Here is a 25,123-nt window from a genome sequence, read left to right as displayed (position 1 = left end):
AGCTACACCGGGTCCGCCGCCGGAGTACTCGGGGCCTGCGTCCCCGTACCGCCGAACCGGATCCCCTTGGCCTCCTTGCCGACGGCGCTCAGCACAATCACCAGGACCAGGGCGGGAGTTACGGTCCACGCCATCGCCGCCGGATAGCCGTGCCGTTCGGCGAGGGCCTCCTGGATCGGCAGGTTGAGGGCGGCGATCAGGTTGCCGAGTTGGTAGGTGACTCCGGGATAGAAACCCCGGATCGTGTCCGGGCTCATCTCGGTGAGGTGCGCGGGGATGACGCCCCAGGCTCCCTGTACGCACAGTTGCATCAGGAAGGAGGACAGCATCAGCCAGCCCACCGTGCTGGACAGGACGAAGAAGGGCACCACGACCAGGCCCGCGGCCGCCGCGATCATGATCGTGCGCCGGCGCCCCAGCCGCTCGGAGTACGCCCCGAGGACCATGCCGCCGATGATGGCGCCGATGTTGTAGACCACGGCGATGGCGATCGCGGTGTCCGGGGACAGGCCCAGGCCCTTCTTCACGAAGGTCGGGTAGATGTCCTGGGTGCCGTGCGACATCCAGTTGAACGCGGTCATCAGCGCGACCAGGTACACGAACCGCCGTAGCACCGCGGGGTTCTTGAACACCTGGTAGGCGGGGGTGCGGTTGAGTTTGACGCTCTTCTCCCAGACCTCGCTCTCCTCCACCCGGGCGCGAACCCACAGCGAGACGAGGGCGGGCACCAGGCTGAAGGCGAACAACCCCCGCCAGCCGAAGGCGGGTTCGATGACGAAGAACGCCACCGCGGCGAGCAGATAGCCGAGCGAGTAGCCGCTCTGTAGCAGGCCCGACCAGAATCCGCGTCGCTCGGCCGGGATCTTCTCCATGGCGAGCGCCGCGCCCAGGCCCCACTCGCCGCCCATGCCGATGCCGTACAGCAGGCGCAGTACGAGCAGCACGGTGTAGTTGGGTGCGAAGGCGCAGGCGAATCCGATGACCGAGTAGAAGGCCACGTCGACCATGAGCGGGGTCCGGCGGCCTTTGCGGTCGGCCCACAGGCCGAAGATGAGAGCGCCGACCGGTCGCATCACCAGGGTGGCCGTGGTGAGGAAGGCCATGTCGGTGAGGGAGACGTGGAAGTCGTCGGCGATCTCGCTGTAGACGAGCACGACGAGGAAGTAGTCGAAGGCGTCCATCGCCCAGCCCAAGTAGGCGGCGACGAAGGCGTTGCGCTGATCCCTGGTGAGTCCCGCTGCCTGTTCCCGGACGGTCTTCAGCATGTCGGCCCTCCCTTGGTCCGCAGGTCAGGCTAGGTGGGCGCGGCGGCCCGGGGCAACGCAAGGACCGGCAAAACACCCGCCACAATTAGCCAAAGCGAACGCCCGGTTCACCCGGTTCACAGTGAACCGCCCCGAACCAGACGCCTGTTGGTCCGTCCCGGAGCGGTTCATCGCGACGCCGTGCGCCGACGAGGCTCACCAATAAGGTCAGTTGCCGCGCACTTCGCTCACGAAGCTGTGGTCTCCCGCACCGAGGCCCTCGACCGTGACCGCCGTCCCGTCGATCACGGTCACATCGCGGCTCGACGCCCGCCGCCCGTCCCACAGCGTCCGCCGACCGACACTCACGCGCAGACCGCGCGCGTCACCGGGGAAGACGACCGAGCCTTGGGTGTGCCGGGGCACGTGAACGGTGAGCCGGAAGACGCGGGCGCTGTTCTCCCACTCCACGCCCAACGGGCCGTGCGGGGAGGGGAGTTGACCCGTCGCCCAGTCGACGTCACCGGGCTGCGGACGTACCTCCCAGGTGGCGTACCCGGGTGAAGTCGGCCGGGCGCCCAGCAGGTTGTGGGTCAGCGCCGGCAGGACACCGGTGGACCAGCCGTGGGCCATGCTGGTGTAGGCGTCCTCGTACAGCGAACCGTTGGGGCCGATGCCCTCCCAGTGGGTGATGCCGGGGTCGTTCTTGTCCATCCAGCCGTACATACGGCGGATCTGGTCGAGCGCGGACCCGGCCTGACCGCTGAGGAAGCGGGCCTCGATCTCCGGGTACGAGGTGAAGGCGTAGACCCGCTGCGACGCCTGGTCGAAGAGCGTGTCGTTGTCCATGAAGGCGTTCCCGTACGGCCGTCGCGTCGTCGCGTCGAGATGTGCGAGTGTCGAGGTGGCGCGGGCCGCGTCGGCGATGCCGGTGACGACGGCGAGGGAGTTGCCGTCCTGGGCGTGCCGTACCGCGCCCGTCCCCGAGTCCAGGTAGGCGCCCGCATTAGCGTCCCACAGCAGGGAGTTGACGGCCTGGGCAACGTTGTCGGCCCGTGTGCTCCAGCGTGTGGCGTCGGCCTTCTGGCCCAGCAGGCGGGCCAACTGGGCGGCGTTCTGGAGGGCTTGGACGTAGAGCGCGTTGTAGTAGGTGACGCGGCCGGTGCGGCCGAGGAAGGCGTAGTCGCCGTATCCGTCGGTGCCGTTGAGGCCCTTGCTCAGCAGGCCGGCGCCGTCCGTGACGCTCGGGTACCAGGTGTCCAGGACCTTCAGCAGGGTCGGGTAGTAGCGCGTCGCGTACTGGCGGTCGCCGGTGTAGAGGACGTAGTCCCAGCTGCACGTGACCCAGTACAGCGGATAGTCGAAGAGCGGGAGGGTGTAGTTGCCGATGGAGGCGGGCGGGATCCAGCCGTCGGCGCGCTGGTGGTCGGCGAGGTCGGCCAGGACGTTGCGGGCCGCGGCGGCCGCGTCGTCGTGGGTGAGGTAGAGGGTGCGCGCGGAGACGGCGAGGTCGCCGACGTACGGGTCGCGGTCGCGCTTGGCTCCGTCCTGGAGGACCAACTTGCCTTCCAGCGTGGCGCTCCACGCGTTGCGGGGGTCGACGTCGTCCTGGCGGAAGGTGTCGGTGACGAGTTCGTTGGTGTAGGCGGCGCCGTACCAGTAACGATTCAACTCGTCGTCGGAGCACAGGAACCAGCCGCGGTAGGTGCTCGGTGTGCCCACGTACGCGGTGAACTGAAGCGCCACGGAGTCGATTTCGACAGTCCCCCAGGGCTGCGCGGCGGGGCTGTCCGAGGCGAGTGCGTCGAGGCTGATCTTGAGGTAGCGGAATCCGTGCAGGCCGTCCGCGAAGACCTTGTCTCCGGCCTGGAAGCCTTTGTGGTCAACCCAGTTGGCGCCCTTCGCGGGGACGGCGAACTGGTCGGTACCCCCTCCGGCGCCGCCCGCCTGGTCGGCGCGGGTGAAGTCCGAGCGGTCGGTGAGGAATTGGCGGGTCTCGGAGAACGCGACCCGTACACCGGGCGAGTTGGTGGACGCCGACGTGAACCTGATCTGCGGGTATCCGACGACGACCTTGCCGAAGTCCACGGTGACGGTCGGTATCGGGACGGGCTCGACCGGTGCGGGCCAGACCTCGTTGATCCGGGTGAAGTCGCCGTGCGAGGTGTCCTGCGCGTGGGTCACCGTGATGCGGACGCGGTCGGTGCTGACCTTCGCCGTGAACGGAACGGCCTTCTGCACCGCGTCGTTGCCGGTGACCGTGGCGGCGGTGTGCCAGTCGCCGTCGGTCCACACGTCGACGGTGTAGTCGGTCGGCACGCCGTCGCTGTTGGAGATCACCGTGATCCCCTGCAAGGTCGTGACCTGCGGCGCGGTGATGGTGAGGACGTCGGGGAAGACGCCGAGGGTGTCGTCGTTCCAGAAGGTGTCCGGGTTCCCGTCGACCGCGTTGGTGGCGTCGTAGGTGCGCGGCTGGCCGTCGTTGCCGTTGTTGCCCGCGTGGGCCGAGGACGCCTCGGCCGTGGTGCCGGCGGGCCAGGTCGGCGCCGCCGCGGGCTGCGGGCGACGCAGGACGGATCTGGCTCCGCCGGGCTTGAGCAGCGCGTCCGGGTTCTTCACGTCTCCGGTCGACGTGGTGATCCGCACCGGGCGGACCGTACGCGAGGACGGGCCCTGGACGTAGCGGTGCCAACCACCGGAGCGGCGGGGCGGGTTGGAGGTGAGCGAACCGGAGGCCCCCTCGGCGGGAAGTGCTTCAGCCGTGGGGAGTCCGGTGGAGAGGGACGCCGCGGTGAGTCCGACGGTGCCGGCTGCGGCCAGAGCTACGCGACGGGAAATGCCTTTGTCCGGTGTGCTGTTCGACGCCATGCCGTCCCCTTGAGCGCAATGGATTGAATCGTTTCACTCGGCAGCTGCGTGGTGACGCTATCTCGAACACGGGATACGCGTACAGCGTTGGGACAGAAGTAATCGCCGATGCGCACCGTGCGGAACGAGGCGCCGTACGACGGCGGACGACCGCACAGAACGCTGATGGGTCGCTGATCGGACGCTGACAGGATCTTCATACGTGGACGGCACGTTGACGCCATGCCCTCCTCCCTCCCTTCCCTCCACCGAGGCGTCACCGCTCCCCTGCTGACCGTCGTCGCCTCGGGTGTGACCCTCGTGCTGCTCGCCGCCTGCGGTGGTGGCGGGGGCGGCACCCATGACGAAGGTGTCGCCTCCATCGCGACCCCTCCGCGCATGCTGCGACTGCGGCCGACCCGGATGCCGGGCACCTACGGATCCGTCTCGACGACAGCCAGGAGGACGTCAACAGGCTCTGGGACGCCTGGAGTCACTGCCTTGAGGAACACGGCGTGCCGTCCGGTACAAAGGCTCCGGCCGGCAGTCCCGCGATCAAGGCCTGCGACTCGAAGCACCCGTTGCAGCCTTTGGAGATGGACCCGGCGAAGAACCCGCGCTACGGCGACGGCGTACGCGCGATAGTGCGGTGCATGAACCGCCGCGGCATCAAGAGCGTTGTCTCCGACGGGAATTGGGCCCTGGTCAGCGGGGACAGCTTGGATCTGCCCGACTACGACAAGGACAAGGTCCGGTGCCAGGTCACGTCCTTCAAGAACGGCGGCTGACGGACGAGGACAGTGTGGGGGGCGGACCGTACGACTTTGGTCGTTCGTGGATGCGACGAACGGATGCTGTGCGCGCGGGCGTTGCTGCATACCGTTGGCGCGTGAATGCGAAGACGATGGCCCTCGATGTCCGGAGCCGACTGGGCGCGGCAGGCATGTGGTCCCGGCGGCAGATCGTCGGCGAGACGGTGCTGGCCGTAGTCCTGGCCCTGAGCATGGCCGTGACCCAGACGGGCGACGGCGCTCTGCGGATGGTCGCCGTCGGGGTCGTCGCCGCGGTGATCTCCCTGCTGCGGCGGGCGTTCCCCGCCGGCGCCCTGCTCGTCACCGGTGCGGTCGCCGGTGTGCTCGGTGGTTTCGGGTTCGTGCTGATCGTGGTGAGCTGGTCGGCGGGCGCGCGGATCGAGGCACCGCGCCGGGCACTCGCGTTCTTCACGGGCGCCTACGTCCTCTACGTCGGGCTGTCCGTCCCCAGTCCGTCGCAGCCGCTGCCGGCCGTACAGACGCTGGTGTTCACCACGCTCGCGTTCCTGGCGACGGGGGTCGTGCCCGGCCTGGCCAGTCGCAACCGTGCCCAACGCCGCACGCTGATGCGCGCGTTGCACGAGCACAACGCCCAGCTCCTGCGCGAGCGCGAGATGATCGCGTCCCACTCACGCCTGCGCGAACGGCAGCGCATAGCGCAGGACATGCATGACAGCCTCGGCCATCAACTGGCCCTGATCGCCGTCCACACGGGCGCGTTGGAGGTCGACCGCGAGCTGACGGGCGGGCAGCGCGAGGTGGTCGGCGTACTGCGGGAGGCGTCCGTGACCGCGATGCACGAACTGCGGGAGGCGGTCGGCATCCTGCGTGACGGCACCCCCGATCAACTGCGGGACCACGAAACCGAGTTGGAGCCCCAGTCGCGGGGCGTGGCGGGGATCGACGGCCTCGTGGACGGATCGCGCGGCGCGGGGACGGTCGTGGCGCTGCGGCGTACGGGCCAGGCACGTCCGCTGGCTCCCGCCGCCGACCACGCGGCGTTCCGGATCGTGCAGGAGGCGCTGACCAATGCCCTGAAGCACGCGCAGGGCGCCGCGATCGCCGTCGAACTGCGTTACGAGCCGGACTCCTTGGTCGTCGAGGTCGCCAACGGGCCGGTACCCGCGCTGACTTCGGCCGTACGGCGGACCGTGGTGAGCGGCGGGCAGGGGCTGACGGGGCTTCAGGAACGGGCCCGGCTGGTCGGCGGCATGGTGCACGCGGGGCCCGCGGCGGACGGCGGGTTCCGCATCGCGGGCGTGCTGCCCTACGGTCCCCGCTCGCCGCGTGGGTCGGAGAGCGGCGGGTGGCCGACGGACCCGGGGCCGGGCGGAGCGACCTTCGTCGATGCGGCGAACGACTTCCGGGGGCAGAACGAGGGGGCGGCGCCCGGCGACGGTGGTGCGGACATCGACTGGTCCGGTGCGCCGGACAGGCAGAAGGAGTTCGACATCGCCATGGGACGCAAGAAGAAGGGCGTCGTGATCGGATGCAGCGCCGCAGTGCTGACCTTCCTGGTTCTCGGGGTGGTCGCCGTCGTGCTGATCGTCAACCTGGTGGGGAAGGAGGGCGACAAGCTCATGCTCGATCCGAAGGTCTACGAGTCGGTGAAGGTCGGGGATTCCGAGACGGCCGTACGGGACAGGCTGCCGCACGGAAAGTCGTTCCTGGCCGGGACCTTGGGTGACGAGGCGCCCGCCGAGCCGGCGGGGGCGACCTGCTCGTCGTATCTCTCCACGAAGAACTGGCCGACCAAGGGAGGGGACATGCCCGCCTTCCGCTTCTGCTTCAAGGACGGCAAACTGATCGAGAAGCGGGCCTTCGCGACCAAGTCGTAGTCTTGGGCCGCCCGTCGCCCCCGTCGCACGCCCCGCAGGAGAGTTGTGATCAGAGTCCTCGTCGCGGATGACGAACCCCTCATCCGGGCGGGCATCAGGATGATCCTCACCTCCGCCGACGACATCGATGTCGTGGCGGAGGCGGCCAACGGCCGTGAGGCGGTCGACCTGGTCCGCGCGCACGCCGTCGACGTGGCCCTGCTCGACATCCAGATGCCCGTGCTGGACGGGCTGTCCGCACTGGCCGAACTGCGGCGGGTGGCACCGGCCGTACGTCCGCTGATCCTGACGACGTTCGGTGAGCGGGAGAACGTGCTGCGGGCGCTGAGCCAGGGTGGCGCCGGGTTCCTGCTGAAGGACTCTGCGCCGGCCGAACTGATCCAGGCGGTACGGGCGGCCGCGGCCGGGGACGCGTATCTGTCACCGGCCGCCACGCGTCACGTGGTCGACCAGCTCGCCTCGGGCCGGGCGGCGGCGCGCGGCGAGGAGGCGCGCCGGCGCCTGGAGTCGCTCAGCACCCGGGAACTCGAAGTGCTCGCGCTGCTCGGCGAGGGCTTGTCGAACGCCGACGCGGGCGAGCGGATCCATGTGAGCGAGGCGACGGTGAAAACGTACGTCAGCCGGATCCTGACGAAGCTGCGGTGCGAGAACCGGGTCCAGGCGGCCCTGTTGGCGCGGGACGCGGGGCTGGGGCCGAGCTGATCCGCGGTTCGTCAGCCGCCGGGCCTGGCTCCCAACTGCTCCATGAGGGAGAAGAGGTTGGCCACGCCCCAGTGCTCGGTGATCCTCCCGTCGACCACGCGCATCGCGTCGACGGTCTCGAACTCGATCGCCTTGCCGGTGGGGGCGATTCCGAAGAACTCCCCCTCGTGCGTGCCATGGTAGGTCTTGTAGGTGGTCACGAGGTTGCCGTCGGCCGCCTGCCAGTGGATCACCGCGTGGAAGTCGGGGAACGCGGCCCGCAACACCTTGTACAGCTCCAGGGCACCCGCCTTGTCGGAGGTACGGCCGGGCTGCGGGGTGTGGTCGACGAAGTCGTCGGCGAACAACTCGTCGTACAGCTGGTAGTCGCCGCCTCCTTGGACCTCCTCGGTGTTGCGCCGGACCACTGCTTTGGCGGCCTCGCTCACGTCGGTCACGGTCATGGGCCTCTCCTTGTCGTGGGGGGAGATGAGGGGTGAGGTGCTACCGCTTGCCGACGGTGTACGTCAGGTGGGTCACCCGGGACGACGTGTCCGTGCGGGTCTGGTTCAAGGTGAGGCGGTCGGGGTCCACGTGGTCGAAGAGGCGGATGCCGGCGCCGAACAGCACGGGCGCGAGCGCGATCGAGAACTCGTCGATCAGGCCGCTGTCCAGGTACTGCTGGATCGTCTCGGCGCCGCCCGCGATGCGCACGTCACGGTCACCGGCCGCCACGCGGGCCCGATCGAGGGCGCTCTCGATGCCGTCGTCGACGAAGTGGAAGGTGGTGCCGCCCGGCCGCTCCCACGGCTCGCGCCCGGTGTGGGTGAGGACGAACACCGGGGTGTGGAACGGCGCGTCCTCGGGCCAGGACAGCTCGCCGCCGTCGAACATGCGCCTGCCCATGACGCTCGCACCGGTGCGCTCGAACGTCTCCCGCGCGACGTCGTTGTCCCGGCCCTCCTCGCCGCCCTCGCCCAGCTTGAGGTTCTCCCGGAAGAACCGCAGCGGGAACACCCACGCCTGTAGTTCCGACCACTTCGCCATCCAGCGGTGGACCCTCGGGTCGTTCCGGCCCTCGGGCGAGAACACGTACTCGACGGGCACGTCCTCCGGCGCCATGAAGCCGTCCAGGGACATCGTCACGCTGAAGAACACCTTCCCGGCCATCAGCTCTCCGCTCCCTTCAAGTCGCTCTCGTTCCGGGCGAGTTCGGCGACATAGGCCGCCAGGTTGCCCAGCGTCTGCTCGCCGCCCTCGATCGCGTGGTACTTCTCCACGGCCTCGTCGCGGAGTTCCTTGGTGGGGAACACCGTGCGCATCACGATCCGGGTCTCGTCGCCGGCCGGTTCGAAGGCCAGGACCGACTCGAAGGCGTCGGGGTCGTCGCGGGACTCGCCGTGCAGCAGCGCGATCCGCTCCGGCGGGACGATCTCGCGCCAGGTGATCCACTCCTGGTAGTCGGTCCCGTCCGGCCCGTGCATCACGAAGTCCCAGGCCCCGCCGACGCGGAACTCGAAGGACCGCGTCGTGGTGGTGAAGCCCTCCGGTCCCCACCACCGCGACAGGTGCCGGACTTGCGTGAACGCCTGGAACACCAGCTCCCGCGGGGCGCCGATCACCCGGGAGATCACGACCTCGCGGTCCGCGGTCACGGTCGCGTGCGTGGCATCGCCGCCGCTACTGCTCGTCGCCATCATCTGGTCCCTCCTCCTGCCTTGCCTGTTTCAGCTCCTGCACGTACTCGTCCAGCCGGTCGAAGCTCCCGCTCCAGAACCGCTCGAAGCCGCCCACCCACTCGTGGACCGGCCGCAGCCCGCGAGCGTCCAGGTCGTACAGCCGCTGCTTGCCCTCCCCGCGAACCCGCACCAGCCCGACCTCCCGGAGCACCCGCAGGTGCTTGGACGCCTGCGGCTGGGTCATCCCCAGGTCCCGCGCCAGGTCGGTCACCGGCCGCTCGCCGCCCCGCAGGAGCAGCAGGATCTCCCGCCGCCGCGGTTCGGCTATCGCGTTGAACGCATCCGAGGTCGTCGCCGCTCGTGCCATGGCGCCATCGTATGTCTATATCGGCATGCGTCAACGCCTCAGCGCCGGGCCCGGCACCGGGCCCACCACCGAGCCAGCTCAAAGAAGATGCACACTTGTGCATTTATTCTCACCTGTATAACGTAACCGCATGCAGCTCGAACCGATCCAGGAATCCGGCACCCAGGACAGAAGGGTCCGGCGCTCCCGCGCGGCCCTGATGGCGGCCGCGGTGCGCCTCGTGGCCGAGCGCGGCACCACGGACATCCCGGTCACCGATCTCGCCGAGGCGGCGGACGTCAGCCGCCGCCTCGTCTACCTCCAGTTCGGGGACCGCGACACCCTGCTGACGGAAGCCGCGATCGACCTGGTGCGACGGGAGCTGCTCCCCCGGGCCGGAGACGGCGGCGACACCTCCGAGGGCGTGGCCGCGCTGGCGCGGCACTTCGCGGAACACCGCTCCTTCTACCGCCCGATGCTGACCGGCTCCTGCGCCTTCGCCATGACCAGCACCCTCAACAAACTCTTCGGCTCCCTCAACAGGCCCGCCGTCCACAAGCTGTTCGGCGAGCTGGACCAGCAGACGGCGGACGACCTCTCGGAGTTCATCGCGGGCGGAGCCGCCACGCTCGTCAACAACTGGGTGATCGACGGCACGGACCCCCTCGACCCCGAGGCACTGACGAACCGTCTGCTCCGCCTCGCGTCGACCCTCACCCTCAGCCACCAAGTCCCGGCACACGGAGACCACCCCCGATGAACCTCAGCAGCCACCTCGCCCAGCGCCTCCTGCACCTGCCCCCGCCCGCGACCCGAGACCTCACCGTCGAGCACGATCTGCGGGTCCCGATGCGCGACGGTGCCGTCCTCCTGGCCGACCGCTGGACCCCGAAATCCGGCCCCGCCGACCTCCCGACCGCTCTCATCCGCATCCCGTACGGCAGGGCGGGCATGATCGCCGCGCAGCTGGCCAGGCCGCTGGCCGAGCGAGGATTCCAGGTGCTGATCCAGAGCACCCGCGGCACCTTCGGCTCCGGCGGCGACTTCGACCCCCTCCGCGGCGAACGCGACGACGGTCTCGACACGGTGCGGTGGCTGGTCGAGCAACCCTGGTGCGGAGACGCGGTCGTGCTCTACGGCGGCAGCTATCTGGGTTTCGCCCAGTGGTCGGTGTCCGGCCAACTGCCGCCGCAGGTCAAGGCGTTGATCCCCTCGGTCTCGGAATCCGCCTTCACGCTGGAGTTCCTCCGCAAGGAGTCGTTCTCCCTGGAGGCGACCTTCGGCTGGGGCCTCCAGGTCGCGGGCCAGGAACGCCGGGGCGCGCTGCTCCACCAAGCGCTACGGCTCCGGAAGGAACGGCGCGCCTGGTACACGCTCCCGCTCAACGAGGCCGACACCGCCGCCATCGGCCGCCGCTCCGACTACTTCCAGAACACCCTCGACCACGACGCCGACTCAGCGTTCTGGTCCGTGCTCGACCACAGCTCCCGGGTCGCCGACCTCACCGTGCCGGTCAGCACGGTCGGCGGCTGGTACGACATCTTCCTGCCCGGTCAACTCCGCGACTTCCAGGCGCTACAGGGCGCGGGACGGGAGGTCCGGCTCACCGTCGGACCGTGGGCGCACATCTCCATGGGCGTCGGGGTGACGGCGACCGCCGAGGCCCTCGACTTCGGTCTGGCCCACGCCCGCGGCGAGAAGCCGTCCGACCGCGCCCCGGTGCGCCTGTTCGTGATGGGCGAGGACACCTGGCGCGACTTCCCGTCCTGGCCCCCGCCGGGCTACGCCCCGCAGCGCCTCCACCTCCACCCCGCCGGCGCCCTGGCCGCCGACCCGCCGGACGAGTCCGCCCCGGACACCTACCGCTACGACCCGGCCGACCCCACCCCGGCCGTCGGCGGCGTCCGCATGGCCGTCGGCGTCAAGTCGGGCCGCGTCGACAACACCGATCTGGAGGCCCGCCCGGACGTCCTCACCTACACAACTCCCGCCCTGGACAAGGACGTCGAGGTCATCGGCGAGGTGAGCGCCGAGATCTGGTTCCGCTCCAGCCTGCCGTACGCCGACGTGTTCGTGCGCCTCTGTGACGTGGACGAGGAGGGCCGTTCCACGAACGTCTGCGACGGTCTGATCAGCCTCACCGACGCCGACGAGACGACATGCGCGAAGGTCCGACTCTGGCCGACGGCGTACCGTTTCAAGCGCGGCCACCGCATCCGCGTCCAGATCTCCAGCGGCGCCTTCCCGCGCTACAACCGCAACCTCGGCACCGGCGAACCCCGAGCGACCGCCACCACGCTCCGCGCAGCCGACCAGCAGGTACTGCACACCCCGGCCCACCCCTCCGCGGTGATCCTGCCGCTCGGCCAACCGAACTGACCCAACCCGGTGGGCCGTTGACGCGCTGGCCGCTGGCGGACTAAGGGACATCCCGTAGAACCATCCCAAGTACTCCGGGCATCCCTTACGACCTCAGGCCGATGTGGCTCAAGGGGCCGGCGGGCTTCAATGGCCCACATGCCCAGCGAAGTCGAATGCCCGCAGTGTCATCACACCTTCGATTCCGGCGAGGTCCGCCCGGTCGATCCCGGCGTGGTGCGCTGGCTGACCGAGCAGTTGACCTGGTCGGGCCAGGAGCCCACCGAGCGCATGTACGCGGGCTATCTCTACTCGGCCGGCGACATGCCCGTCTCCCGCCGACGCTTCGTCCAGGATCTCGCCTACCTGGGCGTGCCGGAGACACGGGACCCGGACGGCACCTGCCTCCTCGTCAGAAAGTGACCAACTCCCCGAACAGGTCAGGCACATGCCCGAACTACAGCCACTCCACGCCGACCACGCCCCGGCGGTCCTGACCTTCGAGTCGGTCAACCGCGCCTACTTCGCCACCTCGATCTCCGACCGCGGCGACGCCTACTTCGACGAGTTCACCGCCGGCTTCGACGCCCTGCTGGCCGAGCAGGAGGCCGGCATCTGCGCCTTCTACGTGCTCGTGGCCGAGGACGGCTCGGTCCTCGGGAGATTCAACCTGGTCGACATCACCGACGAACACACGGCGACCCTCGGCTACCGGGTGGCACAGCACGTCACCGGTCGGGGCGTGGCGACGGCAACCGTCAAGGAACTGTGCCGACTGGCAGCCTCACAGCACGCCCTGCGCACGATCAGAGCGGCCACCTCCCACGAGAACATCGCATCCCAGAGGGTCCTGACCAAGGCCGGCTTCACCCCGGTAGGCCCCGCCCACCCCTCCGACATCGGCGGCAAACAAGGCACTTGGTACCAGCGCGACGTCTAGGCCCAGCACCACTTCAGAGGCACTCACCCCAACAGGGCAAGCAACTCCCCCGCAGGCAAGGGATACCGCGTATGCCCACCCGGCCCGGTGACCCGAGCAGCGGTCAACAACGAATTGAGAACCGCCTCCTCTACGGCGTCCAGCACGGCGCCGAACAGAAGATCGAGCCCGGCATCAGGCACCACCGCGGGCCCGGCTGGCGTACCCAGAGGACGAGTGCCCAGGGCAAGGCCGTAGTCACCACTGCCGTTGCTGTAACCGGCGCCGACCCGGGCCAGCGCATAGACGGAGCGGCGGGCGAGCCGCGTCAACTGGCGGGCGTCCAGGGGCGCGTCGGTGGCAGTCACGATCATGCACGAGCCGGTCTCCGGACCGGGACTGGACTCGTCCGCAGGAAGGCCCACATCAGCGGGAGTGACCGTGCGACCCAACACCCGTAGCGTTCCACCGAAGTTGGCCTGCACCAGCACCCCGAGCGTCGCCTCTTGCCCCACGACCGGCACCCGCCGCGACGAGGTGCCGATGCCCGCCTTGAAGCCGAGCGCGGTCATCCCGGTGCCCGCGCCGACCGACCCCTCGGCGACGGGTCCGGCGGACGCCGACTCAAGTGCGGCGAGGACGTGTTCCTCCCGCACCGGACGCGACCGGATGTCGGACAGGAGCCCGTCGTTGCACTCCCCCACCACCGGGTTCAGGCTCGGGACGTCGGCGCCCTCGGGCCGTTCCAGGATCCAGCCCACCAGGGCGTCCGCGACCCGGAAGGCGGACAGGGTCGAGGTGAGCAGCACGGGGGTTTCCAGCGCGCCGAGTTCGACGATCTGCGTGGTGCCGAGGAGCTTGCCGTAGCCGTTGCCCGCGAACACCCCGGCGGGCAACGGGCTTCCGGGGCCCACCCCCTCGGGCACGATCGCGGTGACGCCGCTGTGCACGCGCGGCGGGTGGATCAGTGTGGTGTGTCCGACGCGGATGCCGGGCACGTCCGTGATCGCGTTGTGCGTTCCGGTGGGCAAGTCACCGACGCCGAGCCCGAGTTGACGGGCTCGGCGGGGTACTGCGGGCACTTGAGGGCTTGGCGGCACGGGCATGGCGAGACACTACGACACCGCCGGTCCCCGGGCCCTCACGATCAGCTCGGCTGCGCGGACGGTCAGCCCGCGGCGAGGAGTTCGAGCGTGTCGATCACACGGTTCGAGAAGCCCCACTCGTTGTCGTACCAGGCGACGACCTTCACATGGCGGCCGTCGACGCGGGTGAGCGCGGAGTCGAAGATCGACGAGGCCGGGTTGCCGGTGATGTCGGAGGAGACGAGCGCGTCGTCGGAGTACTCAAGGACGCCGGCAAGGGGCCCCTCGGCCGCGGTGCGGTAGGCGGCGAGCACGTCCTCGCGGGTCACGTCACGGGAGACGGTGGTGTTGAGTTCGACGATCGAGCCCACCGGCACGGGCACGCGGATCGAGTCGCCCGACAACTTGCCTTCCAGGTTCGGCAGTACATGCCCGATCGCCTTCGCGGCGCCTGTCGTGGTCGGCACGATGTTGACGGCGGCGGCGCGGGCGCGGCGGGCATCGCGGTGCGGGCCGTCCTGGAGGTTCTGCTCCTGTGTGTAGGCGTGCACCGTGGTCATGAAGCCGTGCTCGATACCGGCGAGTTGGTCGAGCACCGCGGCGAGGGGTGCCAGCGCGTTGGTCGTGCAGGAGGCGTTCGAGACGATCGTGTGCGTGGCCGGGTCGTAGGCGTCGTTGTTGACCCCGAACGCGAGCGTGACGTCGGCGCCGTCCGAGGGCGCGCTGACGAGCACCTTGCGCGCGCCCGCGTCGAGGTGGGCGCGGGCGGCCTTGGCGGAGGTGAAACGGCCCGTGGCCTCCAGCACGAGGTCCACTTCGAGCTCGGCCCAGGGCAGGTCCGCCGGTTCGCGCTCGGCGAGCACCTTGATGCGTCGGCCGTCGACGACAAGGGTGTCCCCGTCGACGGTCACGGGGCGGCCGAGCCGGCCGGACGTCGTGTCGAAGGCGAGCAGCCGCGCCAAAGTGGCGGGCTCCGTAAGGTCGTTGACGGCGACGACCTCCAGCTCGCTGTCGCGTTCGAGCAGGGCGCGCAGCACATTGCGTCCGATGCGGCCGAATCCGTTGATGGCAATGCGAGTCATGAGTTATGTCCCTTCGGTTCTCCACCAGGCTCGCGCGCGACAGCCGACGCGGACAGTGGCGCGATCGCCATGGTTCAAAAGGATCCCGCCACACCCCGGGCAGGGCCGGGCTACTCCCCCTGCGCGAAGGTCCGCCGGTACTCGCTCGGCGTCGTACCGAGGAGACGGTGGAAGTGCAGCCGGAGGTTCGCGCCGGTGCCGAGACCGACGTCGGCCGCGATCTGCTCGACGCTGCGCTCGGACCGTTCGAGCAGCTCACGGGCCATGTCGATGCGGGCCCGCATGACCCACTGCATCGGCGTGTAACCGGTCTCGTCGACGAAGCGCCGCGAGAACGTGCGCGGTGACACAGCGGCCTGCCGGGCCAGCGTCTCCAGGGTGAGGGGCTCGCCGAGCCGGTGCAGCACCCACTCGCGGGTCGCGGCGAACCGTTCACCGAGCGGCTCGGGCACACTGCGCGGCACGTACTGCGCCTGACCGCCGCTGCGGTAGGGAGCCGCGACCAGGCGCCGGGCCGCGTGGTTGGACGCGGCCACCCCGAGATCGCCGCGCAGGATGTGCAGGCACAGGTCGATCCCCGAGGCGGCGCCCGCCGAGGTGAGCACGCTGCCCTCGTCGACGAACAGGACGTTCTCGTCGACCCGGACGAGCGGGTACTTCGTCGCGAGCGCCCGCGTGTAGTGCCAGTGCGTCGTGGCGCGCTTGCCGTCGAGCAGCCCCGTGGCGGCGAGCGCGAAGGCCCCGGTCGAGATCGCGGCGAGCCGCGCGCCCCGGTCGTGCGCGGAGATCAACGCGTCCAGGACACCCCGCGGCGGATCCTCCCGGTCCGGGAACCGGTACCCGGGGAGGAACACGATGTCGGCCCAGGTCAACGCGTCGAGACCATCGGCCACGTGGTACGACAGTCCGTCGCCGCCCGTCACCAGCCCGGGCGCCGCACCGCACAACCGCACCTCGTACGGCATGCTCGCCCGCGTAGTGAACACCTGCGCGGGGATTCCGACGTCGAGCGGCTTGGCGCCTTCGAGGACGAGGACGGCGACGCGACGCAGACGGGCAGAGGACACGCACACAGCCTACGCAGGGCTACGGCTCCACGTTCACGGAGCCGCACCGGGTCGCCGCAGGTCAGACCTTCCAGGAGCGCAGCTGGTCGGCCACGGCGAGAACCCCGACCCGAGTGTCGCGGATCTTGCGGACGAGGTCGGAGAGGGCTCCGTAGGGCGGGTCGATCCCCTCCCCGGACTGGCCCATGTACTGGGCGGCGACGAACGCGGCGTACAGGCTGTTGCGGTGCGGCAGCGGCTCCAGGCGCACGATGGTGTGCATGAGCGCGGCGGCCCGCCAGGCGGCGTCCGGGTCGGCCGCGGCGAGGGTCGGCAGTTTCGTCTTGTGCCGGGATACGGCGGCCACGAGCGCGGAGTAGTCGGAGACCGACATGTCCTCGCGGCCGAGGGCGGCCTCCTGGACGTCGAGCAGCCAGGAGACGTCGATGTACAGGTGCATCAGGCGGCCGCGGCCCCGTCACGCTCGGAAGGCGGCACCTCGTCGGGGAAGGCGTCGTCGAACTCTCCGCGCAACCGCTCGGCCCACAGAGAAGCACCGGCGACGAACCGGCCGCGCTGCATCTCGCGGACTCCGAGGTCGTGCAGATACTGCTTGAGGCTCTTCCCCTCGGCCGCGGCGGCCGCGCGCACTCCTTCAAGTTCCTCTTCGGTGAAGGACACATTCAGTGATGGCATGCTGCGATGGTACCTAGTTGGTGCCGCCGGTGCGAGGGGCATGCCATCAGAGCCGATACGGCAGGGATTCGGGGCAGCCCGCCCACGTCCGACAGGGCCCCGTCCTGCCCGCCCGGACACGGCGCCTAAGCTGCGGGAATGCTCTCCAACGACTACCTCTCCGAACTGTTCTCACTCGACGGCCGAGTCGCCGTCGTGACCGGCGGCAGCTCCGGCATCGGCCGGGCCGCCGCCGGGGCACTCGCCCGGGCGGGGGCGAGCGTGGTCGTAGTGGCACGCAAGGAGCGGGAACTGACCGTCACGGTCGACGAGTTGACGGCGGCGGGCTGCCGGGCGGCGTGGGTGAGCGCCGATCTGAGTACCCGGGGCGGCATCCGGGCGGCGGCAGAAGCGGCGGCAGCGGTGTTCGGCGAGCCGGACATCCTCGTGAACAGCGCCGGCATCAACTTGCGCCCGCCGATGGGCGAGTTGAGCGAGGAGGTTTGGGACACCACGATGGCCCTGAACCTGGAGGCCCCCCACCTCCTGGGCCAACGCTTCGGCCCCGGCATGGCCGAGCGGGGCTTCGGCCGCATCATCCACATCACCTCCCAGCAGGCCCACCGCGCGTTCGCCCAGAGCGGCGCCTACGGCGTCTCCAAGGGCGCCCTGGAGTCCCTCGCCCGCTCCCAGGCCGAGGCCTGGTCCCCGCACGGCGTCACCTGCAACACGCTGGTCCCCGGTTTCGTGATGACCCCGCTCAACGAACGCCTCTCGTCCAACCCGGAGATGGTGACGGCCCTGGCCGCCCGCACCCTGATCGGCCGCAACGGCCTGGCCGAGGACTTCGCGGGCGCGACGGTGTTCCTGGCGAGCCGCGCCTCGGCTTACGTCACCGGGCAGTCGGTCTTCGTGGACGGTGGATTCTCCGTGCACTGAGGTCGGTTGAGAGGGTGGGACCCATGACTGAAGCCCCTGACATCGCAACCGCCTGGAGTTGGCTCCTGGAACGCGGACCCGGCACGCGAGGGGCCATGCAGGACTCCACCTCCGAGCTGATCCACTTCGTCCGCGCGCGACCTCACGCAGGTGGCTCCGTCCCCCCGCCACGACATCCGCTCCCGCGCCGCAGGAAACGGATCACCGGATGCCCAGGGTCGTGGCCGACCTCGGCGCTGACGCCGTAGACGTCCTTGATGAGGGCCGGGGTCAGGACCTCGGTCGGGGTGCCCTCGGCCACCGTGCGGCCGGTGTTGAGGACGAGCAGGCGGTCGCAGTACATCGCGGCGAGGTTGAGGTCGTGGAGGGCGATCACGGTGGTGACCGGGAGGTCTGCGATCCGGTCGAGGAGGTCCAACTGGTGCTGGATGTCCAGGTGGTTGGTCGGTTCGTCCAACAGGAGTTCGCGGGGTTCCTGGGCCAAAGCGCGGGCGATCTGGGCGCGTTGGCGTTCGCCGCCGGAGAGGGTGTGCCAGGACTGGGCGGCGCGGTCGGTGAGGCCGGTGCGTTCGAGGGCCTCGGTGACGGCGTGGGCGTCGGCGGCCGACGCCGGTGACCAGGCGCGGCGGTGCGGGATACGCCCGAGGCCGACGACCTCGCGGACGGTCAACTCGGTCTGGGTGTGGGTGTGTTGCTCGACGGTGGCGATACGGCGGGCGGTTGCGCGGCGCCCGACTTCGGCGAGCGGGCGACCGTCCAGCGTGACGACTCCGGTGGAGGTCGGGAGGACACCGGCCAGCAGACGCAACAGGGTTGATTTCCCTGACCCGTTGGGGCCCAGGAGGCCGACGGTCTCGCCGGGGTGCAGGGCGAGCGTGACGCCGTCGACGATCAGTTGGCCGTCGGTGCGGCGGGTTACCCGGTCCGCGTGCAGGCCGGTGTCCGGAGCGGGGGTGCTCATGTCTTCCTCCGGCCTCGGTGCAGCACGACTACGAACGCCGGTACTCCGATCAGTGACGTCACCACCCCCACCGGCACCTCCTGGGGGTCGACGACGGTACGGGCGAGGGTGTCCACCCACACCAGAAAGACGGCTCCGGTCAGCGCGGTGATCGGCAGCAGTCGTACATGCCCGGCACCCGTCAACGCGCGGGTGACGTGCGGCAGGACGAGGCCGACGAAGCCGATCGCCCCCGCGCAGCTGACCAGGACGGCGGTGAGCAGCGCCGTGGCGCACAGCAGGATGAGCCGGGCGCGGGCGACGTTCACGCCGAGGCCCGCGGCCGCCTCCTCGCCGAAGGCGAACGCGTCCAACGTGGTGGCATGGCCCAGGCAGACGACCAGGACCAGCGCCAACGCGCCCGCGCAGAGCAGTACTTGGCCCCAGTCCGCGCCGGAGAGCGAGCCGAGCAGCCAGAACAGGACACCCTTGGTGGTCTCGGCGTCCGCCGACGTCAGCACAGTGAACGACGTGAGCGCGGAGAAGAGTTGCATGGCGGCCACGCCGGACAGCACCACCCGGTCCATGCCCGCGCCGAGGCTGTGGCTGAGCAGCATCACCAGGCCGAAGGAGAGCAGCGCACCGACGAACGCACCCGCCGACAGCGACACCGCCCCGCCGCCCACCCCGAGCACGACCACAGCGACCGCCCCCGTGGACGCCCCGGAGGAGACGCCGAGCACGAACGGGTCCGCCAGCGGATTGCGCAGCAGGGACTGCATGACCGCGCCGCACAGCGAAAGCCCGGCGCCGCAGACGGCGGCGAGCAGCGTGCGGGGCATGCGCAGGTCCCAGACGATGCCGTCCCGCAGCGGGGCGAGCGTGCTCTCGCCGCCTCCGAGGTGGGCCGCGACCGACGCCCACACGTCGGCCGTGGAGATGTCGGCGGGTCCGATGGTCACCGCGAAGGCCACGGAGACCAGCAGCGCGATCAGCCCGCCGCCCGTCAACAGCAGGGTGCGGACGGTCACTTGGCGAGTCCGAAGTCGCGCAGGCCGGCGGCGACCTGCTCGATCCCTTCGACGGTGCGGATGGAGGGGTTCATCGCCTGGCCGCTGAGCAGGATGTACCGCTTCTTCTTGACGGCGGTGAGGTTGCGGGTGGCGGCGTTGGTCTCCAGGAAGTGGATCTTCGCCTTGGCGGTCTCGGCGGTCTGCGACTTGCGGGTCAGATCGCCGAGGACGATGACGTCGGGATCACGGTCGGCGACGGTCTCCCAGTTGATCTGAGGCCACTCGTCATGGGTGTCGGAGAAGGCGTTCTTCGCACCGACGGTGCGGGTGATGGCGCCGGGGGCGCCGCAGCAGCCGGCGAGGTAGGGCGACTGGGAGTTGGCGAACCAGTACATGAGGGAGGTGTCGGAGGCGTCGAGGCCGGTGGTGGCCTTGGTCACCCGCGCCTTGAGCTGGGCGACGAGCTGGTCTCCGCGCGCCTTCACGCCCATCGCGCGGGACAGGTCGCGTATCTCGCCGTAGACGCTGTCGAGCGTGAGCGGTGTGCTGCGCGAACCGTCGCCGCCGCTCTCGTTGTCCTTGCCCGCGCAGTCGGACGGCGAGACGTACGTCGGCACGCCCAGCTTCTCGAACTGTTCGCGGGTCGCGACTCCGCCCTTGCCGAGCGTCGAGACGAAGGAGGCGGTGACGAAGTCGGGTTCGGCGTCGAGGACCTTCTCGAAGGAGGGCGCGTTGTCGGCGAGGCGCGGCACGGTCGCGTTGGCCTTCGTCAGGCCCTTGAGCACCGGGTCGGTCCAGGTGGCGGTGCCGGCGATGCGGTCGGCGAGCCCGAGCGAGAGCAGGATCTCGGTGGTGCCCTGGTTGAGGGAGACGACCCGCTTCGGGGCTGACTTCAACGTGACCGTCTTCCCGCAGTCGGTGAGGGTGAGCGGGAAGCCCGCGGCGGACTTCTCCGTCTCGCCGTCGGCGCTGTCGCCGTCGGAACCGCCGCACGCGGTCAGCAGCAGGGCGGGCGCGATGAGGAGTGCCGCGGTACGGCGACGCAGCGGGACGGGGGCGGTACGGATCACGGGCATGCCTTGCCTGTCGGGGCTCGAACGCGGAGCCTGGCCTACGAACTCCCCCTCGCCGAGGGCGAGAAGGCGCCAGCAGGTCTTCGGACTCGGGTTCGTCCGGACGGGGCGCCTTCCCGGCGCGTCGCACACCGGCTCCTTCGGCCGGTCCGCGTCGCCCCAGTGGCGTCGATTGCCCCGCCCGTCCCCCTCACCGCTGCGCGTCAGTTCCGGATTCCCACCGGATTCCCTGGCCTCGGTTGTGGCACGACTGGCCCGCACAACCTATCAAGATCGGCGGTCGGTTCCCGCTGCGGGGTACGGCGCGGAGGTGCCCCTGAACCACTGCCGCTCTGCACCGGTACCGCTGGACTTTCGCCCGGTTCCGTCCGCCCCCTGTGCGGCACGCCCCGCACGGCGGATCGTGGAGGCCCCAACCCGCTCGCACGGAGGTCCAACGGCCATGGCCCAACTGATCGTTGTCGGCGTCGACGGTTCCGCGGACAGTCGCACAGCCGCCGACTGGGCAGCCACGGAAGCCGAGTTACGCGGACTCCCCCTGCGGGTCGTCCACGTCTCGACACTCCCCGACGAGCAACTCCTCACCACCTGGCCCTACGTCCGCGAGCCCTCTCCCGACGCCCTCGTCACGTCACTCACGAAGGACCACCCCGGACTCCGGGCCGAGGCGGTCGCCCTCACCGGAGAGGTCGTATCGGCGTTGCTCCCCCTGACCGCCGAGGCCGACTGCACGGTCCTCGGGCTGCGCGGTACGGGCGGTTTCGCGGGCCTGGCCCTCGGTTCCGTGGCTCACGAGGTCGCCGAGCGCTCCGAGCGGCCGGTGGTCCTGGTGCCGAGCGGGTCCGTCCACAGCCGCCGCGGGCGGTCACCGTACGGCGTGACGCTGGGCGTCGACGGCGGCGAACTGCCGGGCACCGTCGTCGACTTCGCCTTCGACGCCGCCTGCCGGCGCGACACCGGCCTGCACGTCGTACACGCCTGGCGGCTGCCCTCACCCGCCGAACACTGGATGCCGTACGCACCACCGGAGAAGGACCGAGGCCGCTGGGAGGACCAGGAGGCCCAACGCCTCTCGGACGCGTTGCGGCCCTGGCGGGAGAAGTATCCGCACGTGGGTGTCTACGAGGATCTCCGCCTCCAGAGCCCTGCGGCCGCCCTGGTCCAGGCGTCGGTCCCGGCCTCGGCGGAACTGCTGGTGATCGGCCGCGCGGGCACGACACTCGGGCCCACCCTGCACGCTGTACTGGAACACACCGCGTGCCCGGTGACCGTAGTCCCGCACCACGCATGAGAAACAGCTCCGCCCGTTACACTCGCGGGCCCGAACTCACCTCGCGACAAAGGCCGTTGGGCAACAGGAGAACCGAAGTGACGGATGCAGGATTCAGCGCGGACGACGTGGACACCGGCAAGCCCCAGTCGGCCCGCATGTACGACTACTTCCTGGGCGGCAAGGACAACTACCCCGTCGACTGGGAAGCCGCCGAGAAGGTCATCTCCTTGTTCCCCGCCGTCAGGCAGATGGCGCGGGTGAACCGCGATTTCATGCACCGGGCCTCGCGGCTGCTGGCGGAGCGGGGAGTCAGCCAGTTCCTGGACATCGGCACCGGGATACCCACCCGCCCGAACCTTCACCAGGTGGTCCAGGAGATCAACCCCCGTGCCCGCGTGGTCTACGCGGACAACGACCCGATCGTCCTCAGGCATGCCGAGGCGCTTCTGCACAGCACGCCGGAGGGCAGCACCACCTACGTCCAGGCCGACGTGCGCGAGCCGGGGAAGATCCTCGCGGCGGCGAAGGAGCAACTGGACTTCGAGCAGCCGATCGCCCTGTCCTTGATGGCCCTCCTGCACCTGGTGGCGGACGAGGACGATCCCCATCGCATCGTGGGTGAACTGCTCAACTCCCTTACGTCCGGGAGCTACCTGGCCCTGTCCCACGCGACGGGAGACTTCGACCCGGAGACCTGGGAGCGCGTCGTCGAGGTCTACCGCAAGGGCGGCACACCCGCCCAGGTACGATCACGCGCCGAATTCACCAGTTTCTTCAAGGGACTTGAGCTTGTCGCCCCCGGCATAGAACTCGCCGCGAACTGGCACCCCGAACCCGGAGAACAGCACAGCGAGACCGACGAGATCCCCCTGTACGTCGGAGTCGCCCGCAAACCGTGAGGAACGGACCGAGCGCGGTGATCGCACCGATCACCGCGCTCGCCGTAGAAGGAGAAGTGGTGGAAGAAGCCGTTACGCCGGGACGGGGTCCGGCTCCTGGGAGGGCGTGTTGGCGTCCGGGCGCGCCGGGTTGAGGAGGCGTTCGGCGAGGGGGGCGAAGATCAGGCCGAGGGCCGTCCAGAGGATGAGCTGCGCGGCGACCGAGTAGAAGCGGAAGTTGAAGAGCACGTCGGCGGGGAAGCCCGGGTAGACGATGGTGCCCTTGTCGTCCTTCAGCGGCAGTGGTGTCTCGGTGGCCTGGTTGCCGAAGTTGGCCTTGTTGTACGAGAGATGGCCCAGCTGCGGCAGGAGCAGCATGACGATCCCGATCGCGACGACGAACGCGGCGCCGGCGAGGAGGGTCGCGTTCCAGTTGCCGAAGCGTGCCTGGAGGTGCTTGCCGAGGTAGACGGCTCCCGCGAGGAAGGCGACGGAGCACACGACCATGATCAGGTACAGGGCGCTGCGCTGCTGGATGGTCTCTTCGTGACCGATCGCGGGCGGGTTGGCCGGGTACTTCAGGAACGGCACCAGGTACATGCCGAGGAATCCGCCGCCGGCGACGAGGAGCGCCAGGTTGCGTGCCCGCAGCCCGCCGGTGCGGCCGAGGCAGACGGTGTAGGCGACGGCGAACAGGGCGCCCATCGCCATGCCGAAGAAGATCATGCCGACGCCGATACCGACGTTGGCCTGGATGGTGCGGCTGAACAGGTCGGGGTCGGCGGCCTCGACGGGCAGGCCGGCCGCCTTGTCCAGGGCGTTCTGGGCGGCGTCACGGCCGCTCTCGTAGTCGATGGCCTTGGCGATCTGTGGCTCGGCGAAGATGCGCGCGAACACGAAGGCGAGCAGGCCCGCGACTGCGCCGGCGAGTATGCCGCGCAGTATGAGCTTCTTTTCCATGTCGAGTTGTCCGTACGTCCAGGTGCCGGCGGAGGGTCAGTGGCAGGGGAAGCCGAGGAAGTGGCGGGCGTCGTGGACGAACTCGTGGACGTGCATGTCGTTGCCGAACACCGACACGGCGCCCTGGTCGACACCGACGAAGTAGTAGACGGCCAGGGCGATCAGCGCGGTGCCGACCAGCCAGACGATCGACTTCGAGACCGGCAGGACAACCGGGGTGGACACCGGACGGGTGGTGGAAACGCTGCTCAAGGTGAGCCCTCCTTCGGGATCGTGCGTCCCTTGCGTGTACGGGCGAGTGAAGGTTCAGTGTCTGACTCGCCCTCCACCTTCCGGCGGCGGGCTCACAGTGGCGCGACCGTGCTGGAATTCCACCAGCTTCCTTATGCCATCACTACAGGGGGAGAGTACGGCGCGTCTCTCCAGGGCGTCAATCAGGCCCGTTCCGCGTACTGCTCCTGACAGCACCGTGTGTGTGCGAGGAGTTGGCTGCCGGCACCCCTCCCGTCACCGCTTCGACGTGAGCCTGAGGTCGACCTCCTGTTCCTGGTCTCCGGACGCCGTGCCCTGCTCGTCCACGGCGAACGCGACGTTCAGCGCCTCACGCAGCTGGCCGACGGCGACGTAGCCGCCCTGGAGCGTGGCGGAGACCGAGCCCTCCAGGGGAAGGGGGTCGGTCGGGATCCATTCCTGGGTCGGCTCGAACTCGGCGGTCCATACGGCGGCGCGGTCGCCCGGCGCTTCCTTGGGCACGTCGTCGGAGGGCCGGTCGGTGGGGAACGCCGTCCGCAGGACGCCGAAGACGGTGGCGGCGTCCTCCTTGGACGCTCCGGTGAGGGTCACGGTGGCCATCGGGATCACTCTCCTTGGGGTCATTGAGTAGGGCGACGGTCAGCCGGATTCAGTAGCCGAGGGCCTTCGCCAGTTGCTGCTTGTTCATCGACGAACGGCCGTCGACACCGCGCTTCCTGGCCTCCGCGTAGAGCTGATCCTTCGTCGGTCCCTGCGCCCCGCTGTGAGAACGCTCGCCGCCGCGCTGCGGGGCGGACTTCGGGTCCCGGGTGGATGTCCTGCTCGCGGTCGCGGACTCGCCGGCGCGGGCGCGCTCCTTGTTCACGGTGCGGGCGGCGATCTCCTTGGCCCTGCCCTCGGAGACGCCTCGTTTCTCGGCGCCTTCCTTGATGTGCTCGTACTGACGCTCGCGCTTCGCGCTGGAACCTCGCGGCACGGCGCTCACCTTCCTTTCCTCGCGGGTGCGGTCCGGCTCGGCCGTACCCGACCCGTTTTCCGGCGATTTCCCAGGTACCCGGCGTCCGCCGCTTCTCACGCGGCCCCCGGAACGCGTTGATTCCATCTGACGCACGGCCCGCGCGCGGTGCGAGCAGACGGCCACCGAACGGATGAGCGCGCGGGCCCCGTGGAGGCGGCGGACTGC

At 69.9% G+C, this 25,123-nt stretch carries 28 protein-coding genes and 2 riboswitches; of the genes, 10 read left to right on the top strand and 18 right to left on the bottom strand.

Annotation, left to right across the window (positions count from 1 at the left end; genetic code table 11):
- Positions 1 to 2: 2 nt before the first annotated feature.
- Positions 3 to 1,265: an MFS transporter gene (locus OG194_RS46695; RefSeq protein WP_327406812.1), complete on the bottom strand. Its 1,263-nt coding sequence runs from the start codon at positions 1,263 to 1,265 to the stop codon at positions 3 to 5.
- Between the two features lie 207 nt (positions 1,266 to 1,472).
- A complete protein-coding gene (locus OG194_RS46690) occupies positions 1,473 to 4,112 on the bottom strand; it encodes an alpha-L-rhamnosidase-related protein (RefSeq protein WP_327406811.1) in 2,640 nt (879 codons plus the stop codon).
- A 494-nt stretch (positions 4,113 to 4,606) separates the two neighbouring features.
- On the opposite strand from OG194_RS46690, the gene OG194_RS46685 reads away from it, so the two are divergent.
- The 3 genes from OG194_RS46685 (at position 4,607) to OG194_RS46675 (ending at position 7,443) form a co-directional block, all read left to right on the top strand.
- Entirely contained in the window at positions 4,607 to 4,879 is a 273-nt protein-coding gene (locus OG194_RS46685; RefSeq protein WP_327406810.1) for a hypothetical protein, read from the top strand.
- A 101-nt stretch (positions 4,880 to 4,980) separates the two neighbouring features.
- The gene (locus OG194_RS46680; protein ID WP_442811770.1) at positions 4,981 to 6,741 is read left to right on the top strand and encodes a sensor histidine kinase; all 1,761 of its coding nucleotides are present in this window, start codon (positions 4,981 to 4,983) and stop codon (positions 6,739 to 6,741) included.
- Between the two features lie 45 nt (positions 6,742 to 6,786).
- Positions 6,787 to 7,443, top strand: coding sequence for a response regulator transcription factor (locus tag OG194_RS46675; RefSeq protein ID WP_327406809.1), 657 nt, complete (start codon positions 6,787 to 6,789; stop codon positions 7,441 to 7,443).
- An 11-nt stretch (positions 7,444 to 7,454) separates the two neighbouring features.
- Here the strand turns inward: OG194_RS46675 and OG194_RS46670 are convergent, their stop codons facing one another.
- From OG194_RS46670 to OG194_RS46655, 4 genes are read right to left on the bottom strand one after another with little or no spacing between them, the layout of a single operon-like run.
- A complete protein-coding gene (locus OG194_RS46670; protein ID WP_327406808.1) occupies positions 7,455 to 7,886 on the bottom strand; it encodes an ester cyclase in 432 nt (143 codons plus the stop codon).
- 40 nt (positions 7,887 to 7,926) lie between these two features.
- Positions 7,927 to 8,592, bottom strand: a complete 666-nt coding sequence (locus OG194_RS46665; RefSeq protein ID WP_327406807.1) for a dihydrofolate reductase family protein — start codon at positions 8,590 to 8,592, stop codon at positions 7,927 to 7,929.
- Positions 8,592 to 9,119 carry an SRPBCC family protein gene (locus OG194_RS46660; protein WP_327406806.1) on the bottom strand — a complete coding sequence of 176 codons (528 nt, stop codon included), beginning with the start codon at positions 9,117 to 9,119 and terminating at the stop codon, positions 8,592 to 8,594. The genes OG194_RS46665 and OG194_RS46660 overlap by 1 nt, the downstream gene beginning before the upstream one ends.
- Complete coding sequence (locus tag OG194_RS46655) at positions 9,103 to 9,468, bottom strand: ArsR/SmtB family transcription factor (protein ID WP_327406805.1); 366 nt, start codon at positions 9,466 to 9,468, stop codon at positions 9,103 to 9,105. Before OG194_RS46655 ends, OG194_RS46660 begins: the two co-directional genes overlap by 17 nt.
- Before the next feature lie 130 nt (positions 9,469 to 9,598).
- Here OG194_RS46655 and OG194_RS46650 point away from each other — a divergent pair, with 130 nt between their 5' ends.
- The 4 genes from OG194_RS46650 (at position 9,599) to OG194_RS46635 (ending at position 12,745) form a co-directional block, all read left to right on the top strand.
- Positions 9,599 to 10,207 (top strand): TetR/AcrR family transcriptional regulator, encoded by a 609-nt coding sequence (locus OG194_RS46650; protein WP_327406804.1) that lies wholly within the window; start codon positions 9,599 to 9,601, stop codon positions 10,205 to 10,207.
- Positions 10,204 to 11,826, top strand: a complete 1,623-nt coding sequence (locus tag OG194_RS46645) for a CocE/NonD family hydrolase (RefSeq protein ID WP_327406803.1) — start codon at positions 10,204 to 10,206, stop codon at positions 11,824 to 11,826. The genes OG194_RS46650 and OG194_RS46645 overlap by 4 nt, the downstream gene beginning before the upstream one ends.
- Before the next feature lie 138 nt (positions 11,827 to 11,964).
- A complete protein-coding gene (locus OG194_RS46640; protein WP_327406802.1) occupies positions 11,965 to 12,228 on the top strand; it encodes a hypothetical protein in 264 nt (87 codons plus the stop codon).
- A gap of 25 nt (positions 12,229 to 12,253) precedes the next feature.
- Positions 12,254 to 12,745 carry a GNAT family N-acetyltransferase gene (locus OG194_RS46635; protein ID WP_327406801.1) on the top strand — a complete coding sequence of 164 codons (492 nt, stop codon included), beginning with the start codon at positions 12,254 to 12,256 and terminating at the stop codon, positions 12,743 to 12,745.
- Between the two features lie 23 nt (positions 12,746 to 12,768).
- On the opposite strand, the gene OG194_RS46630 is transcribed toward OG194_RS46635, so the two are convergent.
- The 5 genes from OG194_RS46630 to OG194_RS46610 form a co-directional block, all read right to left on the bottom strand.
- The gene (locus OG194_RS46630; RefSeq protein ID WP_327406800.1) at positions 12,769 to 13,830 is read right to left on the bottom strand and encodes a P1 family peptidase; all 1,062 of its coding nucleotides are present in this window, start codon (positions 13,828 to 13,830) and stop codon (positions 12,769 to 12,771) included.
- A gap of 62 nt (positions 13,831 to 13,892) precedes the next feature.
- On the bottom strand, positions 13,893 to 14,891 hold the full coding sequence (gene gap, locus OG194_RS46625; RefSeq protein ID WP_327406799.1) for a type I glyceraldehyde-3-phosphate dehydrogenase: 999 nt from the start codon (positions 14,889 to 14,891) through the stop codon (positions 13,893 to 13,895).
- Between the two features lie 110 nt (positions 14,892 to 15,001).
- On the bottom strand, positions 15,002 to 15,958 hold the full coding sequence (locus OG194_RS46620; RefSeq protein WP_327406798.1) for a GlxA family transcriptional regulator: 957 nt from the start codon (positions 15,956 to 15,958) through the stop codon (positions 15,002 to 15,004).
- Between the two features lie 61 nt (positions 15,959 to 16,019).
- A complete protein-coding gene (locus OG194_RS46615; RefSeq protein WP_033281017.1) occupies positions 16,020 to 16,397 on the bottom strand; it encodes a hypothetical protein in 378 nt (125 codons plus the stop codon).
- Positions 16,397 to 16,633 carry a hypothetical protein gene (locus OG194_RS46610; RefSeq protein ID WP_327406797.1) on the bottom strand — a complete coding sequence of 79 codons (237 nt, stop codon included), beginning with the start codon at positions 16,631 to 16,633 and terminating at the stop codon, positions 16,397 to 16,399. Before OG194_RS46610 ends, OG194_RS46615 begins: the two co-directional genes overlap by 1 nt.
- Before the next feature lie 138 nt (positions 16,634 to 16,771).
- Here OG194_RS46610 and OG194_RS46605 point away from each other — a divergent pair, with 138 nt between their 5' ends.
- Positions 16,772 to 17,551 (top strand): SDR family NAD(P)-dependent oxidoreductase, encoded by a 780-nt coding sequence (locus OG194_RS46605; protein ID WP_327406796.1) that lies wholly within the window; start codon positions 16,772 to 16,774, stop codon positions 17,549 to 17,551.
- Positions 17,552 to 17,693: 142 nt separating this feature from the next.
- On the opposite strand, the gene OG194_RS46600 is transcribed toward OG194_RS46605, so the two are convergent.
- The 3 genes from OG194_RS46600 to OG194_RS46590 are packed head-to-tail and all read right to left on the bottom strand — an operon-like array spanning position 17,694 to position 20,580.
- On the bottom strand, positions 17,694 to 18,512 hold the full coding sequence (locus tag OG194_RS46600; protein ID WP_327406795.1) for an ABC transporter ATP-binding protein: 819 nt from the start codon (positions 18,510 to 18,512) through the stop codon (positions 17,694 to 17,696).
- Positions 18,509 to 19,522 carry a FecCD family ABC transporter permease gene (locus OG194_RS46595; RefSeq protein WP_327406794.1) on the bottom strand — a complete coding sequence of 338 codons (1,014 nt, stop codon included), beginning with the start codon at positions 19,520 to 19,522 and terminating at the stop codon, positions 18,509 to 18,511. Before OG194_RS46595 ends, OG194_RS46600 begins: the two co-directional genes overlap by 4 nt.
- Positions 19,519 to 20,580, bottom strand: coding sequence for an ABC transporter substrate-binding protein (locus OG194_RS46590; protein ID WP_327406793.1), 1,062 nt, complete (start codon positions 20,578 to 20,580; stop codon positions 19,519 to 19,521). Before OG194_RS46590 ends, OG194_RS46595 begins: the two co-directional genes overlap by 4 nt.
- A gap of 54 nt (positions 20,581 to 20,634) precedes the next feature.
- Positions 20,635 to 20,851: riboswitch (cobalamin riboswitch) on the bottom strand.
- A gap of 168 nt (positions 20,852 to 21,019) precedes the next feature.
- Here OG194_RS46590 and OG194_RS46585 point away from each other — a divergent pair.
- Both OG194_RS46585 and OG194_RS46580 read left to right on the top strand, forming a co-directional pair.
- Positions 21,020 to 21,868 (top strand): universal stress protein, encoded by an 849-nt coding sequence (locus OG194_RS46585; protein WP_327406792.1) that lies wholly within the window; start codon positions 21,020 to 21,022, stop codon positions 21,866 to 21,868.
- A gap of 77 nt (positions 21,869 to 21,945) precedes the next feature.
- Entirely contained in the window at positions 21,946 to 22,749 is an 804-nt protein-coding gene (locus OG194_RS46580; protein WP_327406791.1) for an SAM-dependent methyltransferase, read from the top strand.
- A 72-nt stretch (positions 22,750 to 22,821) separates the two neighbouring features.
- On the opposite strand, the gene OG194_RS46575 is transcribed toward OG194_RS46580, so the two are convergent.
- The 4 genes from OG194_RS46575 to OG194_RS46560 all read right to left on the bottom strand — a co-directional run bounded on the left by OG194_RS46575 (position 22,822) and on the right by OG194_RS46560 (position 24,916).
- Entirely contained in the window at positions 22,822 to 23,688 is an 867-nt protein-coding gene (locus OG194_RS46575) for a CbtA family protein (RefSeq protein WP_327406790.1), read from the bottom strand.
- Positions 23,689 to 23,724: 36 nt separating this feature from the next.
- Positions 23,725 to 23,940 carry a CbtB domain-containing protein gene (locus OG194_RS46570; protein ID WP_442811769.1) on the bottom strand — a complete coding sequence of 72 codons (216 nt, stop codon included), beginning with the start codon at positions 23,938 to 23,940 and terminating at the stop codon, positions 23,725 to 23,727.
- Between the two features lie 57 nt (positions 23,941 to 23,997).
- Positions 23,998 to 24,071: riboswitch (cobalamin riboswitch) on the bottom strand.
- A 124-nt stretch (positions 24,072 to 24,195) separates the two neighbouring features.
- Complete coding sequence (locus tag OG194_RS46565) at positions 24,196 to 24,540, bottom strand: hypothetical protein (protein WP_327406789.1); 345 nt, start codon at positions 24,538 to 24,540, stop codon at positions 24,196 to 24,198.
- A gap of 49 nt (positions 24,541 to 24,589) precedes the next feature.
- Positions 24,590 to 24,916, bottom strand: a complete 327-nt coding sequence (locus OG194_RS46560; RefSeq protein WP_327407420.1) for a plasmid stabilization protein — start codon at positions 24,914 to 24,916, stop codon at positions 24,590 to 24,592.
- Positions 24,917 to 25,123: the final 207 nt, after the last annotated feature.

Source organism: Streptomyces sp. NBC_01288, assembly GCF_035982055.1.
GTDB lineage: Bacteria > Actinomycetota > Actinomycetes > Streptomycetales > Streptomycetaceae > Streptomyces.
Note: the sequence above shows the minus strand (reverse complement) of the source record. Positions and strands in the feature narration are given on the sequence as shown.

Excerpts from the sequence above, each read along its gene's own strand:
- OG194_RS46600 (WP_327406795.1), bottom strand. The coding sequence starts at position 18,512 with ATGAGCACCCCCGCTCCGGACACCGGCCTGCACGCGGACCGGGTAACC.
- OG194_RS46690 (WP_327406811.1), bottom strand. The coding sequence starts at position 4,112 with ATGGCGTCGAACAGCACACCGGACAAAGGCATTTCCCGTCGCGTAGCT.
- OG194_RS46670 (WP_327406808.1), bottom strand. The coding sequence starts at position 7,886 with ATGACCGTGACCGACGTGAGCGAGGCCGCCAAAGCAGTGGTCCGGCGC.
- OG194_RS46660 (WP_327406806.1), bottom strand. The coding sequence starts at position 9,119 with ATGGCGACGAGCAGTAGCGGCGGCGATGCCACGCACGCGACCGTGACC.
- OG194_RS46655 (WP_327406805.1), bottom strand. The coding sequence starts at position 9,468 with ATGGCACGAGCGGCGACGACCTCGGATGCGTTCAACGCGATAGCCGAA.
- OG194_RS46645 (WP_327406803.1), top strand. The coding sequence starts at position 10,204 with ATGAACCTCAGCAGCCACCTCGCCCAGCGCCTCCTGCACCTGCCCCCG.
- OG194_RS46640 (WP_327406802.1), top strand. The coding sequence starts at position 11,965 with ATGCCCAGCGAAGTCGAATGCCCGCAGTGTCATCACACCTTCGATTCC.
- OG194_RS46585 (WP_327406792.1), top strand. The coding sequence starts at position 21,020 with ATGGCCCAACTGATCGTTGTCGGCGTCGACGGTTCCGCGGACAGTCGC.
- OG194_RS46650 (WP_327406804.1), top strand. The coding sequence starts at position 9,599 with ATGCAGCTCGAACCGATCCAGGAATCCGGCACCCAGGACAGAAGGGTC.
- OG194_RS46610 (WP_327406797.1), bottom strand. The coding sequence starts at position 16,633 with ATGCCATCACTGAATGTGTCCTTCACCGAAGAGGAACTTGAAGGAGTG.
- gap (WP_327406799.1), bottom strand. The coding sequence starts at position 14,891 with ATGACTCGCATTGCCATCAACGGATTCGGCCGCATCGGACGCAATGTG.
- OG194_RS46635 (WP_327406801.1), top strand. The coding sequence starts at position 12,254 with ATGCCCGAACTACAGCCACTCCACGCCGACCACGCCCCGGCGGTCCTG.
- OG194_RS46615 (WP_033281017.1), bottom strand. The coding sequence starts at position 16,397 with ATGCACCTGTACATCGACGTCTCCTGGCTGCTCGACGTCCAGGAGGCC.
- OG194_RS46575 (WP_327406790.1), bottom strand. The coding sequence starts at position 23,688 with ATGGAAAAGAAGCTCATACTGCGCGGCATACTCGCCGGCGCAGTCGCG.
- OG194_RS46695 (WP_327406812.1), bottom strand. The coding sequence starts at position 1,265 with ATGCTGAAGACCGTCCGGGAACAGGCAGCGGGACTCACCAGGGATCAG.
- OG194_RS46605 (WP_327406796.1), top strand. The coding sequence starts at position 16,772 with ATGCTCTCCAACGACTACCTCTCCGAACTGTTCTCACTCGACGGCCGA.
- OG194_RS46665 (WP_327406807.1), bottom strand. The coding sequence starts at position 8,592 with ATGGCCGGGAAGGTGTTCTTCAGCGTGACGATGTCCCTGGACGGCTTC.
- OG194_RS46590 (WP_327406793.1), bottom strand. The coding sequence starts at position 20,580 with ATGCCCGTGATCCGTACCGCCCCCGTCCCGCTGCGTCGCCGTACCGCG.
- OG194_RS46565 (WP_327406789.1), bottom strand. The coding sequence starts at position 24,540 with ATGGCCACCGTGACCCTCACCGGAGCGTCCAAGGAGGACGCCGCCACC.
- OG194_RS46630 (WP_327406800.1), bottom strand. The coding sequence starts at position 13,830 with ATGCCCGTGCCGCCAAGCCCTCAAGTGCCCGCAGTACCCCGCCGAGCC.